The sequence below is a fragment of the Achromobacter sp. UBA4530 genome (assembly GCF_002388205.1).
Lineage (GTDB): Bacteria > Pseudomonadota > Gammaproteobacteria > Burkholderiales > Burkholderiaceae_B > Achromobacter > Achromobacter animicus.
This window is the reverse complement of the sequence record NZ_DGMA01000044.1, coordinates 161,497-175,332: the sequence shown is the minus strand read 5'-3', so window position 1 is coordinate 175,332 and position 13,836 is coordinate 161,497. Positions and strand designations below refer to the sequence as shown.

The 13,836-nt window shown below is 67.3% G+C and carries 17 protein-coding genes; 6 read left to right on the top strand and 11 right to left on the bottom strand.

Annotated elements, in window-relative coordinates; all coding sequences use genetic code 11:
* Positions 1-238 (top strand): glutathione S-transferase C-terminal domain-containing protein (locus tag B2W22_RS26260; RefSeq protein ID WP_286940160.1); only part of this gene is annotated, 238 nt, incomplete at its 5' end.
* A gap of 9 nt (positions 239-247) precedes the next feature.
* Here the strand turns inward: B2W22_RS26260 and B2W22_RS26255 are convergent.
* The 4 genes from B2W22_RS26255 to B2W22_RS26240 all read right to left on the bottom strand — a co-directional run bounded on the left by B2W22_RS26255 (position 248) and on the right by B2W22_RS26240 (position 3,818).
* Positions 248-904 (bottom strand): DsbA family protein, encoded by a 657-nt coding sequence (locus B2W22_RS26255; RefSeq protein ID WP_286940159.1) that lies wholly within the window; start codon positions 902-904, stop codon positions 248-250.
* A 108-nt stretch (positions 905-1,012) separates the two neighbouring features.
* Positions 1,013-2,488 carry an inorganic phosphate transporter gene (locus tag B2W22_RS26250; protein ID WP_286940158.1) on the bottom strand — a complete coding sequence of 492 codons (1,476 nt, stop codon included), beginning with the start codon at positions 2,486-2,488 and terminating at the stop codon, positions 1,013-1,015.
* Between the two features lie 83 nt (positions 2,489-2,571).
* Entirely contained in the window at positions 2,572-2,697 is a 126-nt protein-coding gene (locus B2W22_RS26245; RefSeq protein ID WP_255595213.1) for a hypothetical protein, read from the bottom strand.
* On the bottom strand, positions 2,694-3,818 hold the full coding sequence (locus B2W22_RS26240; RefSeq protein ID WP_286940157.1) for a D-alanyl-lipoteichoic acid biosynthesis protein DltD: 1,125 nt from the start codon (positions 3,816-3,818) through the stop codon (positions 2,694-2,696). The genes B2W22_RS26245 and B2W22_RS26240 overlap by 4 nt, the downstream gene beginning before the upstream one ends.
* 363 nt (positions 3,819-4,181) lie before the next feature.
* Here B2W22_RS26240 and mog point away from each other — a divergent pair, with 363 nt between their 5' ends.
* From mog to B2W22_RS26225, 3 genes are all read left to right on the top strand, one after another.
* Positions 4,182-4,814 (top strand): molybdopterin adenylyltransferase, encoded by a 633-nt coding sequence (mog, locus tag B2W22_RS26235; protein WP_175125858.1) that lies wholly within the window; start codon positions 4,182-4,184, stop codon positions 4,812-4,814.
* 136 nt (positions 4,815-4,950) lie between these two features.
* A complete protein-coding gene (locus B2W22_RS26230) occupies positions 4,951-5,289 on the top strand; it encodes a hypothetical protein (RefSeq protein WP_175125859.1) in 339 nt (112 codons plus the stop codon).
* Positions 5,290-5,294: 5 nt separating this feature from the next.
* The gene (locus B2W22_RS26225; protein WP_175125860.1) at positions 5,295-6,161 is read left to right on the top strand and encodes a peptidoglycan DD-metalloendopeptidase family protein; all 867 of its coding nucleotides are present in this window, start codon (positions 5,295-5,297) and stop codon (positions 6,159-6,161) included.
* 77 nt (positions 6,162-6,238) lie between these two features.
* Here the strand turns inward: B2W22_RS26225 and B2W22_RS26220 are convergent, their stop codons facing one another.
* The 7 genes from B2W22_RS26220 to B2W22_RS26190 all read right to left on the bottom strand — a co-directional run bounded on the left by B2W22_RS26220 (position 6,239) and on the right by B2W22_RS26190 (position 12,143).
* Positions 6,239-6,526, bottom strand: a complete 288-nt coding sequence (locus tag B2W22_RS26220; protein ID WP_175125861.1) for a hypothetical protein — start codon at positions 6,524-6,526, stop codon at positions 6,239-6,241.
* 159 nt (positions 6,527-6,685) lie between these two features.
* On the bottom strand, positions 6,686-6,949 hold the full coding sequence (infA, locus tag B2W22_RS26215) for a translation initiation factor IF-1 (RefSeq protein WP_056570934.1): 264 nt from the start codon (positions 6,947-6,949) through the stop codon (positions 6,686-6,688).
* A 534-nt stretch (positions 6,950-7,483) separates the two neighbouring features.
* Positions 7,484-8,023, bottom strand: a complete 540-nt coding sequence (locus B2W22_RS26210) for an SRPBCC family protein (protein ID WP_175125862.1) — start codon at positions 8,021-8,023, stop codon at positions 7,484-7,486.
* Positions 8,024-8,059: 36 nt separating this feature from the next.
* Positions 8,060-8,512, bottom strand: a complete 453-nt coding sequence (locus B2W22_RS26205) for a GFA family protein (protein WP_175125863.1) — start codon at positions 8,510-8,512, stop codon at positions 8,060-8,062.
* A gap of 260 nt (positions 8,513-8,772) precedes the next feature.
* Positions 8,773-9,279, bottom strand: a complete 507-nt coding sequence (locus tag B2W22_RS26200; protein WP_175138202.1) for a GAF domain-containing protein — start codon at positions 9,277-9,279, stop codon at positions 8,773-8,775.
* Positions 9,276-10,250: a Bug family tripartite tricarboxylate transporter substrate binding protein gene (locus tag B2W22_RS26195; RefSeq protein WP_175125865.1), complete on the bottom strand. Its 975-nt coding sequence runs from the start codon at positions 10,248-10,250 to the stop codon at positions 9,276-9,278. Before B2W22_RS26195 ends, B2W22_RS26200 begins: the two co-directional genes overlap by 4 nt.
* 57 nt (positions 10,251-10,307) lie before the next feature.
* Positions 10,308-12,143 carry a gamma-glutamyltransferase family protein gene (locus tag B2W22_RS26190; RefSeq protein WP_286940153.1) on the bottom strand — a complete coding sequence of 612 codons (1,836 nt, stop codon included), beginning with the start codon at positions 12,141-12,143 and terminating at the stop codon, positions 10,308-10,310.
* A gap of 112 nt (positions 12,144-12,255) precedes the next feature.
* On the opposite strand from B2W22_RS26190, the gene B2W22_RS26185 reads away from it, so the two are divergent.
* Positions 12,256-13,212: a LysR family transcriptional regulator gene (locus tag B2W22_RS26185; RefSeq protein ID WP_286940151.1), complete on the top strand. Its 957-nt coding sequence runs from the start codon at positions 12,256-12,258 to the stop codon at positions 13,210-13,212.
* On the top strand, positions 13,209-13,751 hold the full coding sequence (locus B2W22_RS26180; RefSeq protein ID WP_286940150.1) for an MOSC domain-containing protein: 543 nt from the start codon (positions 13,209-13,211) through the stop codon (positions 13,749-13,751). The genes B2W22_RS26185 and B2W22_RS26180 overlap by 4 nt, the downstream gene beginning before the upstream one ends.
* The last annotated feature ends 85 nt before the right edge of the window (positions 13,752-13,836 follow it).

Genomic DNA, 13,836 nt, shown 5'->3' with positions numbered 1-13,836 from the left:
CGCATCCACACCATACAAGGTCGAAGAGGTGCTGACGCGGGTGCTGCAGGCGCGGCCGTTTTTCCTGGGCGACAGGTTCTCCGCTGTGGACATCGTGCTGGGCGGCTCGCTGCAATACATGATGCGGATGAAGATCGTGCCCGAAACGCCCGTGTTCAATGCGTACGCCGAACGCCTGGGTGAGCGTCCGGCGATGCATCGCGCCTTGCAGCGCGACGGCGATATCGAAGAGTCCTGATCCGGGGCGTCAGGCGCCGCCCTGGATGCGCGCCGTCAGGTGGTCGCGCCATTGCTCGGGACGGCCGAGGTACCGGCTGGGTTCCAGCAGCGTGAAAGCGCCGTTGCGCTCCAGCGCCAGCGTCGGAAAGCCCGTGCCCCCGACTTGCGCCAGCAGCCGGCGGCTGGCGGCAATGTGGGCGGCAGTCTCGGCGCCCTGTGCCTGTTCGTAGGCCGCGTCGAAGGCCTCGGCGTCCAGGCCGATTTCAACGGCCAGCGCCCGCAGCACGGCGGGATCGGCGATGCGCCGGCCTTCCACGTAATGCGCACGCTGCAGCCGGTGCAGCAGGTCCAGGCCGCGGCCCGCCAGCGTTTGCGCGGCCAGGATGGCGGTGGTGGGCGGTTCGGAATCGAACACGGCGCCGCTGTCGCGCAGCAGGCCGTCGAAGTAATCGGCGCCGAACGGCTGGCCCGTGAGGCCCGCAATGCGCTCGTCGTGCGGCATGACGTAGCGGCGCAGGGCGTCGGTGACCGGCTGGCGGTTGCTGCCGGTCATCATGCCGCCGCCATGCGGCTCGATGTTCAGGCCCGGCACGGCGCGGGCGGCCTCCACCAGCGGCGCGGCGCCGTAGCACCAGCCGCAAAGCGGATCGAAGATGTAATGCAGGGTAGGGGATGCGGGTGTCATGGCGCCATCGTAGACGGCGCCGGGCGCGGGCGCATAGGCCGGCGCGCTACCCAGAGTGTTGCAGCGGCCGTGCAGATTGCCCGCACGGCCGAATCGGTCAGGCTGCGATCAGCCCGCGATCTGCACGCCGATCCAGAACAGGCCGGCGGCCAGCAGCATCGAGGCGGGCAGCGTCAGCACCCAGGCCAGCAGGATGTTGCGCACCGTGTTGCCCTGCAGCCCCGTCTTGTTGGCGATCATGGTGCCCGCCACGCCCGAGGACAGCACGTGGGTGGTGGACACCGGCAGGCTGAAGACGTTGGCAAGACCGATGGCGCCCACGGCGGTCAACTGCGCCGACATGCCCTGCGCGTAGGTCATGCCCTGCTTGCCGATTTTTTCGCCGACGGTCAGGACCACGCGGCGCCAGCCGACCATGGTGCCGGCGCCCAGCGCCAGCGCCACGGCCACGATCACCCAGAAGGGCGCGTATTCGGTGGTGGCGGTCAGGTCCGCGCGCAAGCGTTGCAGGTCGGCGGCCTCGCGGGCGGGCAGGCCTTCCAGGCGCGCCACCTTCTTGGCGGTGTCGTCCAGGCACAGCAGGTAGCGGCGCACGTCGATGCGCTTTTGCGCGGACAGGTCGGCGTAGTTGGAAACCCCGTGCAGGTCCTTTTGCAGCGCCATGATGGTCGGTACGGTCAGGGCGGGGTCGCAGCGGAAATTGGCGGGCAGGTCTTCCTGGATGTCGACGCGGCGCAGCGCCAGGAAATCGCCCAGCAGCGCTTCGTTGCGCTGGTAGAACACCATCAGGTGGTTGGCGGCGTCGCGTGTGCGTTCGATCTGGTAGGTGGTGCTGTGGGTGTCCAGCACGAAGTTGGCCGGCACGATGCCGATCAGCACGAGCATGATGAGGCCGATGCCCTTCTGGCCGTCGTTCGAGCCGTGCACGAAGCTCACGCCCATGGCCGACAACACCAGCACCAGGCGGTTCCAGAACGGCGGGTGCTTCTTGTTGTCGATGGCGCGGCGCTGTTCGGGGGTCTTGTGCATCCTGGACAGCGGCAGCCAGCGCTTGAGCGCCAGCAGCAGCAGGCCTGCCACCGCGAACCCGGCGATGGGGGAGGCCACCAGCGACAGGCCGATGTCGATGGCCTTGCCCCAGTTCACGCCTTCGCCCAGCGGCAGGTCGGTGATGAGCGCATTGGCCAGGCCTACGCCCAGGATCGAGCCGATCAGCGTGTGCGAGCTGGACGCCGGAATGCCGAAGTACCACGTGCCCAGGTTCCAGGCGATGGCCGCCGCCAGCATGGCGAAGACCATTGCCAGCCCGCGGCCGGTGTCCACGTTGATCAGCAGTTCGACGGGCAGCAGATGGACGATGGCATAGGCGACGCCCACGCCGCCCAGCAAGACGCCCAGGAAGTTGAAGATGCCGGACAGGACGACCGCCAGATGCGGCGGCATGGCCTTGGTGTAGATGACCGTTGCCACGGCGTTTGCCGTGTCGTGAAAGCCGTTGATGAATTCGAAGGCCAGGACGAATGTCAGGGCCAGCACAAGACTGAGGCCAACCCAAAGGTCTAGGCCGTGGAAGAGGTCGAACATGGGGGAGGGGGCGAGGTTCCGGCGAGAATGCCCCGATTATTGCAGATTTATGACCTGTCCCTGAATGAAGCGACCCCCAAATCTTAGAACTTCGAATACTGGAATTCGATCTCCATGGGCTTGCCCAGATTGGCGGACGTATCCGCCTGGATGACCATCACGGCCAGGATTCCCAGATACAGCATGCAGAGCCACAACGTTCTTTTCATGGGCGGAATACCTCGGCGATCTTCTGGTTGACGCGCAGCCAGCCCAGTTCGCCCAGATGCTGCACGTCGCGCAGCGTGCCGACCTCGAAGGGCGCGTCGTACATGTCCATGCAGGTCATCGCATAACGCTGGCACAGGCCGGCGACCTGCTGCTGGATCGGGTCGAACCGGGCCAGGTCGTTGAAGACCATCGGGTGCAGCGGCTGCATGACGAACAGCGCATTGACGTGATGCTGGTGCAGCAGCGCCATCAGGGCGTCAAGTTCGCGCAATTCGTCGCGGCCGGTCAGGGGCTGGGGCTGGTAGGCGGTCTTGCCGCCCTCGGGGATGCTGCGCAGGTACTTGTTGAAGAATTCGTCTCGCACGGCGTAGCGGTTGTCCGTCATGAGCGCCTGCTCGGCGGCCTGCGCCTGACCGGCCAAAGCGTCCCAGTCCACCACGCGCGCCGCCGCCGCGGGGCCTTCGCGTTCCCGTTCGGGAATGGGAGCGGCGTAAGCCGTCGCCCACAGGCTGGCCAGCCGTTGACGGAACACGTATGCCTGCTCGGCCGCCATCGACCAGTACACGCCCGCGTCGCCCTTGGCGTCCAGCCACCGCAAGACTTCCGACCTGCCATCGGGTTGGCGCAGTAGCCGGGGCAGCAGCGGGTTGGCGTGCTCCTTGAACTCGTCGGGCCCCAATCCGCCCTCTCCGTCGAACCAACCCGGCGACAGCATCACGACCACGCGCGAGGCCGGCGACAGATCATCGGCCAGCGCCGCCAGCACGAACTGCATGCCCAGCGACTGGAACCCGGAATGGCCGTACGCCAGGACGGGCATCTGCAGCTCGTCGGCCAGGAAGCGGTAGGGCACGAAGCGCAGGTCGTTGCTGGTGAGCTCCGACGACCCCAGGATCACCAGGCGATCGCCCGTGCGCAGCGCCTGGCTGAGCCGCGACAGATTGCGTGTCTGTTCGTCCAGCGTATTGCCCAGGTTGGGGATGTAGATGCCGGGTGCGGCCGCGGGCACCGGTTCGGTCTTCAGGGCCAGCGTGTGCAGGGCCGCCCAGCCGGCCACGGCCGCGGCGGACAGGGTCAGCGCCGCGGCAAGCGCGTGCTGCCGAAGGGTGCGTTTGAACATGGGAAACCCGAAAATGCGTCGCGCCGGGACAAAGGGGCGGTATTGTTAGCGGATGTTATCCAGCGGCCATGACGCAAACAAGCGCGGGAAACCCTGGGCGGCGCGCCAATTCCCCTTTTTGCGACACTTGGTCCCGGCCCCCCCCGTCCCGCCCCAGCCACCCGGCCACCCCAGCCACCCCAGCCACCCCGGCCACTCCGGACCGTCCCGGTCGCACTCCGCTCAGACGCCGCCCGCGCCCGCCGCATGCCGCCCAGCAGAATGCGATAGCATCGATGTCGCGCGGCCGTCCCGGACCCCTGGCCCGCCGCACCGCCTGCCGCCGCCGCCGCGGCGCTTCACCGCCGGATTTCCCCTTACGCCATGACCGACCTTGCCCGTATCGCCCGCAGCCACCCCGACGAACTCATCGTAGGGCTGGTGTCCGTTTCCGACCGCGCCTCCACCGGCGCCTATCAGGATCAGGGGCTGCCCGCGCTGCGCGAATGGCTGGGCGGCGCGCTGGTGTCGCCGTGGCAGGCGGTGGAGCGGCTGATTCCCGACGAGCCCGCCCGCATCTCCGAAACCCTGATCGAACTGGTCGATGGCTGCGGCTGCGACCTCGTCCTGACGACCGGCGGCACCGGCCCCGCCCGGCGCGACGTCACGCCCGAGGCCACGCTGGCGGTCGGCACCAAGGAAATGCCGGGCTTTGGCGAGCAGATGCGCCAGATCAGCCTGCGTTTCGTGCCCACGGCCATCCTGTCGCGGCAGGTGGCAGTCATTCGCGAAACGGATGGCCATGCCGCCCTGATCGTGAACCTGCCGGGCCAGCCCAAGTCTATCCGTGAGACGCTGGAAGGACTCAAGGACGACGACGGCGCCGTGCTGGTGCCCGGCATCTTCGCCGCCATTCCGTATTGCATCGACCTCATCGGCGGCCCGTACGCCGAAACGCGCTCCGAGGTCATCGCGGCCTTCCGCCCCAAGTCCGCCCGGCGGCCCGCGCAAGCGTAGCGCGGGCGACAACGCTGCATTGCCTTGCGCGGTGGCTGGCCGTTGCGGCACACCATGGCGGGCCTCGCCCCGCCAAGACCGTGCGGTATAGTTGGCCGCCCCGATCAACCCCTGCTGACCGAGAGTTTTCATCGTCATGAAGGTTCGTACCATCCTGTCCCTTACCGCCCTGGCTGCCCTGACGGCCTGCGCCAATGTCAAAGACGTCCGCGACCGCGATCCCGTGTTCTACGGATCCACGCAGCGCACCGCCCAGGACTACACGCAATGCGTGGCGGAAGCCTGGAAGGGACTGGACGTCAACTTCGAACAGAAGCCGGTGCGCAACGGGTATGAGCTCGTCCTGCACGGCAGCCTGGGCGTCGAGGCCGTCCTGACGACCACGCACTGGAAGGGCAAGACCGAGGCGCGGCTGTCGACGCGCATTGCCCGCCGCGACCAGACCATCATTGAACCGGCCAACCTGTGCCTGTAAACGTCATGGTTGCCCGCCGCGACGTCCTGCGCGCCGGGCTGGCCGCCGCTGCCCTGTGCCTGGCCTGGCCCGCGCGGGCGCAGCAGGCCAGTTACATCACCCGCAAGCTCGACGCCCGCGTGCCGGGCGGCGTGGCCGTGCTGAGCCTGGGCGACGGCGCGGCCGCGCCCCAGGTCACCTACCTGGACCGGCCCGTGCTGGTGGTGCGGGAAGCGGGCAAGCAGTGGATCGCCGTGGTCGGCATTCCGCTTACCGTCAAGCCTGGCCAGGAACAGGTGCAGGTCAAGGACGGCGGCGGCACGCGTCAGGTGGCGTTCACGGTCGGCGCCAAGGATTACGTGGCGCAGCACATCACGCTCAAGAACCGGCGTCAGGTGGATCCGAATCCGGACGACCTCAAGCGCATTGAGCGGGAACTGGCCGAACAGGTCGAAGCCTACCGCGGCTTTCGCGCGGGCGTCACGCCCAGCAACCTGATCCTGGATCGTCCGGTCGACGGCGGTCGCCTGTCCAGCCCCTTTGGCCTGCGCCGCTTCTTCAACGGCCAGGAACGCAATCCGCATTCGGGCCTGGATTTCGCCGTGCCGGCCGGTACGCCCATCAAGGCGCCCGCGGCCGGGGTGGTGGTGCTGGTGGGGGATTATTTCTTCAATGGCAAGACGGTGTTCCTGGACCATGGCCAGGGTTTCGTCAGCATGTTCTGCCACATGTCGGCGATCTCGGTGAAGGTCGGCGACGAGGTGCCGCGCGGCGGCGTGGTGGGCAAGGTGGGGGCGACCGGGCGGGCGACGGGCCCGCACCTGCACTGGAACGTCAGCCTGAACGATGCGCGCATCGATCCGGCGATCTTCATCGGGGCGTTCAAGCCCTGACTGGTATGGGCTTTGACGCGTTCAAGGTTTGATGCGTCCAAACTCTGACGCGTGCCGCTCTGACGGGGCGGCGACGCTCAGGCCTTCTCGGCCTCGAGCGCGATGCGCTTGAGCACATACTGGTGCATGCGCTCGGCGTATTCCATCTGCTGTTGCACGTTGCGCTGACCGGCTTCCTGGTCGTCCAGGCAGTTGTCGTACTTGGTCTTGGCTTCGGCGTAGGTCAGGCCGGTATTGCGCAGGCTGTTGATGAACGCCTCGCGCGACTGGCGCAGCAGGCGCAGGCCTTCCTCGCCCTTTGCGAAACGTCTTCGCGAGAGGGCAAGCTGGTCTGCGGCGGCTTGCAATTCTTCTTTCAGGTCCATCGTGCTTCGTGCGTATCCGGCCTGGCGTTGCGCCAGGCGAGGAGCGCCATTCTTTCATGAACAGGCGATCCACGCATTACGGCAGTGCGCGAATCCTGCTTAAGGATCCGCGAAAAGAGGGAGCCGGGCGCCGGCAAGAAGCCGGCCCGGGCGGCCGGCTTAGCGGCGGTGGTGCTGGGGACGCTGCATCGTGGGGGCGCGCTCGTCCTTGTGGCGGAAATTGATACGGCCCTTGGTCAGGTCGTACGGGGACATTTCCAGGGTGACGCGATCGCCCGCGAGGATGCGGATGCGGTGCTTGCGGATACGGCCCGACGCGTAGGCGCCGACTTCGATGCCGTTGTCCAGTTTGACGCGGTAGCGGCTATCGGGCAGCACTTCGTCAACGATGCCATCCAATTCGATGAGTTCTTCTTTAGCCATCTTCTACTCCTTGATCAAAACGCGCAGGCATGCCTGCGGCATGTCGCGCCGCGCAAGGCGGCAAGCGCGTCGGACTCGGATAAACCGGTCCAGCGGTTTGAACGCAAAAAAACGTTCGGGCAAGCGTGGGTATGGGCCACGGCATCCGGGCGGATGTCTGAAATGGCGGATACTCGCGCCCTGAGGTAAGTGCGCGCGATGCGCGCGGTGGTCGCGGCGGGGGTGCTGCGGGCACCTTGCCGGATGAAGCGGGGTTGCCGAGTCTGCGGCAACGCCGGGCGCCACGGGGACTGCAGCGGCGTTCTGGGCAGTGACGGGGTGCACCCAACAGGGGCGGCCCCAATAAAAAACCGGATCTCGTTCGCGTCGCTGACGTTCATTCAGTAGCGCCCTTTCTTGGGCGCTACAGGTTGGCACGCAGGATGACCGAAGTCCGGTTTTTGCAGAAAAATCACGGGTTTATGTTACTGCAAAGCCGGCGGTTTAGCCAGCTTTTATCCCGGATTCGGCCGCGATAGTTGCGCTTGAACGACTCTATCGGCGCGGGATGCGGCGCTGGTATTCCGCTTCCCAGGCTGCGTTGGCCGACCAGAAGGGGCCCGGATCGCGTCCGGCCAGACGGGCTGCCAGCACGTTCAAGTGCGTGTGCCAACCGCCCGCCACGTCCACCATGTCATCCCGCGTGGCGAGCTTGCGATGCGTAAGCACCAGCCGCGCGCCGTCGTCTTCAGGGGACACCTCGAAGGTCACTTCGGACGGGGCGCCCGCCGAGCCGCCCCAGGTGTAACTGAGCACGTGCGGCGGTTCACACCGGGTGATCAGGCCCTGCGTGGTCAGGCCTTCCTCGTAGGGCTTGTAGGCCTCGGGCGTCGGTTCGCGCACGGAGGACAGGTCGGCATGCAGGAACCGCAGGGTGACGCCGCCGCCCTCCATCAGGTCCATGTCGCCGAATGCCAGCCACTGGCCGCGCTTGTCGGATTCCGTCAGCCAGGCCCACACCTCCTGCACGCTCGCAGGCAGCCTGCGCGTGAATTGCAAGGTGGTCGGGTCCAGTACGACGCCGTAGTCGCTCATATCAGTCTCCTGTGAAGTCCGGAGCCGGACGTGGGTTCATCTTCCGTGCGAAAAGGTCAGCGGCGATACCTGCGGCTCGTGCTCCGGGGCGTCGTCCATGGCGCCGGGGTGCTGGGGCAGTGCGTCCGTGATGTCGTGCCAGGGAGCCTTGCTGGCGACGTGGTAATGCGCCAGGGGCTTGACGCCCGGATCGTCGTCCAGCGCGCCGAGCGGCAGGCCGTAGACGTCGGGCGTCTGGTCAAAGCGGCTGAGCAGCGGTGTGCCGCAAGCCTCGCAGAAACCCCGGTAATTGCCGGGCGACGACGCGTACCAGGTCACGTGGTCTTCGCCCTGTGTCCAGGCGAAATCCTTCGACTGGACCGTCGCTCGGCTGCGGAAGGCCGCGCCGTGCGTCTTGCGGCACATCACGCAATGGCAGTTGAGGGCATCGGTGAGCGGACCGTTGATCTCGTAGGCAACGCGGCCGCAGAGGCAGGAACCTTTGATCATGATGAGCGCCAGGCAATGGGGGAAATAGGTCCAATATACCTGCGGCGCCGTCCCGCGACTTCGGCATTTGTGACAGATGTCTTTCAGATCGTTGCCGGGGCGGGCGTTTCCCGGGGCGGGCCTTTCCCGCGGCGGGCGATTCCCGCGGCGGGCGATTCCCGCGGCGGACGATTCCGAGGCGGGCGTTCCCGCGGCGAAGTTTCCGACGGCGGGCGTCGGCGGCAGATACCGTAACGTTCACGGCATCTGCGCCTCCTCCTTCACGCCGCCCGCAGCAGCGCCTGGAACGCGGGCAGCGCCAGCAGCCCCGCCACGCGCGCCGCGTGAATGTCGTCGTCCGACACCGCCGGGCGTGGCATCAGGAAGTTGACCGTGCCCAGGCACACGCCGTCATACGCGACCGGCACGTTGATGACCGATTGCAGTCCCAGACGGCGGATCGCATCGTGGTCGTTGAAGAATTCGCGGATGGCCGCCTCTCCCTCGCCCACGAACACCCGCTGTTCCAGCAACACGTGCCGGCCCCATGCCGTGCCGGTCTTGTCCTTGCTGCCGCCCGGCGGGTACGCCTGCGGGTTCGAACTGTACAGGCGCACCACGCGCATGGCGTCGGCATCGTAGCGATTCACGGTGCACAACGCGTGCGCCAGGTGCAGGCGCGCATAGTCGTCGATTGCCTGGAAGGCGGCGGCCGGCAGGCCGTCCGCGTAGGCGCGGGCGATGGCCTGCACGCCGGCCAGCGCCGGGCTGGGAGATGCGTCCGTCATTCCGCCGTGATTCCCAGTTCTTTGATCAGCTTGCCGTACTTGTCGGCATCGCGCGCCAGGATCTGGCCGAACTGCTCGGGCGTGGTTTCGGTCAGCAGCACGCCCATGTCGCCCATTTTCTTGATGACGTCGGGCCGCTTGAGGATCACGTTGATCTCGCGGTTCAGCCTGGCAGCCAGTTCTGGCGGCATGCCGGCCGGACCGAACGCCCCGTACCAGACCGCCAGCTCATACCCCGGCAGCGTTTCGGCCACGGTGGGCACGTCGGGCAGCAGCGGCGAGCGTTGTTCCTCGGTGACGGCCAGCAGCTTGAGCTTGCCCGACTGCACGTGCGGCAGCGTCTGCGTGCCGGCGCTGAACAGCACCTGCGTGCGGCCTGCCACCGTATCCAGAACCGCAGGCGCACCGCCGCGATAGGGGATGTGCATCATCTTCACGCCGGCGGCCTTTTCGAAGAGCACCGCGCTCAGGTGGTTGGTCGAGCCCTGGCCCGCCGAGGCATACGCCACGGTGTCGGGATTGGCCTTCGCGTACGCGATGAATTCCTTCAGGTTGGATGCCGGCACCGACGGATGCACCACCATCGTGTTGGTCACAAGGGCCAGCTCGGCGATGGGCGTAAAGTCCTTCACGCCGTCGAACGGCATGTTGGAATAAAGCGCCTGATTCATCGTGTGCGTGCTCATCGAGCCCACCAGCAGCGTGTAGCCGTCCGGCTTGGCGCGCGCGACGAAGGCCGTGCCGATGTTGCCCGATGCGCCCGAGCGGTTCTCGACAATGACCGGCTGGCCCAGCGATTGCGTCAGGCCTTCGGACAGCACGCGCGCCAGGATGTCGGTGGAGCCGCCGGCGGCCCACGGCACGACCAGCGTGATGGGCTTTTCGGGCCAGGCGGCGTGCGAGAGGGCGGGCGCGGCCATCGCCAGGCCCAGCGCGAACGTGCGCAGCAGTCGTTTGAAGTGCAGTGTCATGGTGTTTACCCCTTGCGTTGTGTCCGGCTTCTGAGAGCCGGTCGTATGAAAATCGATTCAGCGGCCGACGGCGTATCCCTGCATTCCGCGGGGATTGGCCGCCGCGCGCAGCAGCATCTGTCCGCCCGCGGCCGGCTCGCGCGTGCAGGCGCTGATGCGGCCTTCGGACCAGTCCGGGCCGACCTTGACGTCATGGCCGGCGGCGCGCAGCGCGTCCAGCGTGGCGGCGGGCATGCGCGATTCCACCGTCAGCCGGTTCAGCGTCTGCGAACGCGGCCAGAACGAGCCGGGAAAGTGATCAATGTGCCAGGACGGCGCGTCGATGGCCGCCTGCAGGTTCATGCCCATGGCATGGCGCAGAAAGAATGCGACGGTCCATTGGTCCTGCTGGTCGCCGCCGGGCGTGCCGAATGCCATGTACGGCAGCCCGTCGCGCAGCGCCAGGCCGGGCGACAGCGTGGTGCAGGGACGCTTGCCCGGCTGCAACTGGCCCGGCACGCCGTCGTCCAGCCAGGTCATCTGCAGACGGGTCGTCAGCGAAAAGCCCAGCTCTGGCACGACGGGGCTGGACGACAGCCAGCCGCCCGATGGCGTGGCGGCCACCATGTTGCCGTCTCGGTCGATGACGTCGATCTGGCAGGTGTCGCCCACGAACAGCTCGCGCGTCGCCCACTCCGAGACGGGCGGCAACGCGGCAAAGGTCGGTTCGCCCACGCCGTAGCGCGTGTCCGACGCGGCCAGCGTGCGGATCGCGGCATCCAGGTCGGGTAGGCGCGGCGCAAGTCCGCCGGGACTGCCGGGCTGCAGCGTGGCCGAGGCGCGTTCGCCGATGCCGGCGGCGCGCGCCCGCGCATAGTCGTCGCTGAGCAGGGCCGCGAGCGGCACCTGGACGTGATCGGGATCGCCATACCAGGCGGTGCGGTCGGCGAATGCCAGCTTGGCGGCCTCGGCGACGCGGTGCACGAACTGCGGCGACAGCGGGTCCAGTTTGTCGACGTCCAGATGGCGCAGCAGCGCGAGCTGTTGCAGGTGCACCGGCCCTTGCGACCACACACCGCATTTGGCCACCGTGTAGCGGCCATATTGCGTGGTCAGCGGTTCGTCGTACGTGGCGCGCCAGTCGGCCAGGTCCGATTTGCGCAGCAGCCCGGGGTTGCGCTGCCCTGTGGTGTCGAGCACGGCCTCGTTCGTATAGAAGCTGTCGATGGCGTCGGCCACGAAACCGCGATACCAGACGTCGAGCGCGGCGTCGATGCGGCCGCGCCGGTCGGTGCTGGCGGCGTGCGCTTCATCAAGAATGCGGGTGTAGGTGGCCGCGATGGCGGGCGTGCGGAACAGCGCGTCGGGGGCGGGCACGCGGCCGCCCGGCAGCCAGACGTCGCCCGAGCTTTTCCATTCGTCGCGGAACAGCGCCTGCACCGCCAGAATCGCCTGCGAGATCCGCGGCACCAGCGGAAATCCGTCGCGCGCATAGCCGATGGCCGGCTGCAGCACGTCGGCCAGCTCCCACGTGCCGTAGTCGCGCAGCAGCGTCAGCCAGGCGCCGAACGCGCCGGGCACCGTCGCCGGCAGCAGGCCGATTCCCGGCACCAGGTCCAGCCCCATCTTGCGAAAGTACGTCGGCGTCGCCAGCGCGGGCGCCGGGCCCTGTCCGCACAGCGCGCGCATGCGTTGCTCGCGCTCGCTCCAGAACAGGATGGGGACTTCGCCGCCCGGCCCGTTCAGGTGCGGTTCGACAATCTGCAGCACAAAACCGCCGGCCACGGCGGCGTCGTAGGCATTGCCGCCGCGTTCCAGCACGCTCATGGCTACTTGCGATGCCAGCCAGTGCGTGGACGACACCACGCCGAACGTGCCGCGTATTTCAGGTCGGGTGGTGAAGGACGGATTCATCGGGCGGTTCCCGCAAGACTGAAGAGGATGCAAGCAGTATAGGTGCCTGAAATAACTGGTTTTATCTTTGTTGGCATAATTGCATAACCAGACGGTTATAGAGAAAACTGCCATGAGCCCGGATGCCGTCCGTCTTGCCAACCGACTCAAGCACCGTCATCTGACGCTGCTGGTCAACATCGACCGCCTTAAATCGCTGACGCGGGTCGCCGCGCAGACCGGCATCAGTCAACCTGCGGTCACCAAGGCGCTGGCCGAAATGGAGGACATCTTTGGCGCGCCGCTGTTCTTGCGCACCGGCAGCGGCCTGCAGCCCACCGCGCTGGGCAATCTGGCGCTGGTGCGCGCGCGGCACATGCTCAGTGACCTGGATCTATGGGAGCGCGAGGTCGAGGCGCTGCATGCCGGACGGTCGGCGCATCTGCACGTGGGGGTGGTGCCGTACGTGTCCAGCGCCTTGCTGACCGCCGCCATCAGCCGCCTGCATCAGCGCCACGGCGTGACGCTGAGCCTGCACCGCGCCACGACGGATCACCTGGTGCCGATGCTGCGCCAGCACGAACTGGACTGCATCATCAGCCGCGCCACGTCCACGGTGATGCACGAAGACCTGATGCATCGCGTGCTGTATCGCCAGCGGCCCCGTCTTATAGCGCATGGCAGGCTGGCCCAGCGGCTGGCGCGGCGCAAGCCGGACTGGGCTGCCGTCGCGGCCTTGGACTGGGTGCTGCCGGCGGCCAACACGCCGACGCGGCAATTGATCGTGGAGCATTTCATCCGCGCCGGGCTGCAGCCGCCGTCGCCGGTGCTGGAGGCCTACTCCACGGACGTGATCGAGGGCATCCTGTCGCTGAACGAGTCGTCGATCTCGGTGGTGCCCGAGGACATCGCGCGCGAACTGTGCCAGCGCGGCAGGCTGGGCATGGTGCCATGGGATTTCGGCTGGGAGCTGCCGCCGATCAACCTGATCCGGCGCAAGCGGGAACAGGCGCTGACGGCGGAATCACAGTTTTCGGATATTCTGCTGGACCTGTGCGCCAATGCCGCCGCTCCGTCGCAAGCCCCATGAATCCCATCGTGTCCGCCGTGGCGCTCAGCGCCGCTCATACCTTCACCAAACCCGTGACGACGTCCATCCGGTTGCTGGCCGGGCTGGGCATCGAGGGCGATGCGCACCTGGGCGTCACCGTCAAGCATCGATCCCGCGTCCGGGCCGATCCGACGAAACCGAATCTGCGGCAGGTCCACCTGATTCACGGCGAACTGCACGATGAACTGCAAGCGGCCGGCTTCAACGTGGATGCCGGCAGCATGGGCGAAAACATCACCACCCGCGGCATCGACCTGCTGGGCTTGCCGCGCGGCGCGCGGCTGCGGATTGGCGCCGATGCGATCGTGGAAATCACCGGCCTGCGCAATCCGTGCTCGCAACTGGACAAATATCAGAAAGGCCTGACTGCCGCAGTGCTTGGCCGCCATCCCGATGGCAGCCTCATGCGCCGGGCCGGCGTCATGGCCATCGTGGTCGCCGGCGGCACGGTTCGTGCCGGCGACGCGATCCAAGTTGACCTGCCTGCGCCGCCGCATTTGCCCCTGGAACCGGTCTAGCGCTCACGCCGGTCTGGCAAGACGTGCGCATGTCCTAGGCGCAAAAACGTCGCTTCCCGCCACAGACGCAGGAGCCGGCATCTGG

Coding starts and splice junctions, on each gene's coding strand:
- B2W22_RS26255 (WP_286940159.1), bottom strand. CDS start 904: ATGACACCCGCATCCCCTACCCTGCATTACATCTTCGATCCGCTTTGC.
- B2W22_RS26250 (WP_286940158.1), bottom strand. CDS start 2,488: ATGTTCGACCTCTTCCACGGCCTAGACCTTTGGGTTGGCCTCAGTCTT.
- B2W22_RS26245 (WP_255595213.1), bottom strand. CDS start 2,697: ATGAAAAGAACGTTGTGGCTCTGCATGCTGTATCTGGGAATCCTGGCC.
- B2W22_RS26240 (WP_286940157.1), bottom strand. CDS start 3,818: ATGTTCAAACGCACCCTTCGGCAGCACGCGCTTGCCGCGGCGCTGACC.
- mog (WP_175125858.1), top strand. CDS start 4,182: ATGACCGACCTTGCCCGTATCGCCCGCAGCCACCCCGACGAACTCATC.
- B2W22_RS26230 (WP_175125859.1), top strand. CDS start 4,951: ATGAAGGTTCGTACCATCCTGTCCCTTACCGCCCTGGCTGCCCTGACG.
- B2W22_RS26225 (WP_175125860.1), top strand. CDS start 5,295: ATGGTTGCCCGCCGCGACGTCCTGCGCGCCGGGCTGGCCGCCGCTGCC.
- B2W22_RS26220 (WP_175125861.1), bottom strand. CDS start 6,526: ATGGACCTGAAAGAAGAATTGCAAGCCGCCGCAGACCAGCTTGCCCTC.
- infA (WP_056570934.1), bottom strand. CDS start 6,949: ATGGCTAAAGAAGAACTCATCGAATTGGATGGCATCGTTGACGAAGTG.
- B2W22_RS26210 (WP_175125862.1), bottom strand. CDS start 8,023: ATGAGCGACTACGGCGTCGTACTGGACCCGACCACCTTGCAATTCACG.
- B2W22_RS26205 (WP_175125863.1), bottom strand. CDS start 8,512: ATGATCAAAGGTTCCTGCCTCTGCGGCCGCGTTGCCTACGAGATCAAC.
- B2W22_RS26200 (WP_175138202.1), bottom strand. CDS start 9,279: ATGACGGACGCATCTCCCAGCCCGGCGCTGGCCGGCGTGCAGGCCATC.
- B2W22_RS26195 (WP_175125865.1), bottom strand. CDS start 10,250: ATGACACTGCACTTCAAACGACTGCTGCGCACGTTCGCGCTGGGCCTG.
- B2W22_RS26190 (WP_286940153.1), bottom strand. CDS start 12,143: ATGAATCCGTCCTTCACCACCCGACCTGAAATACGCGGCACGTTCGGC.
- B2W22_RS26185 (WP_286940151.1), top strand. CDS start 12,256: ATGAGCCCGGATGCCGTCCGTCTTGCCAACCGACTCAAGCACCGTCAT.
- B2W22_RS26180 (WP_286940150.1), top strand. CDS start 13,209: ATGAATCCCATCGTGTCCGCCGTGGCGCTCAGCGCCGCTCATACCTTC.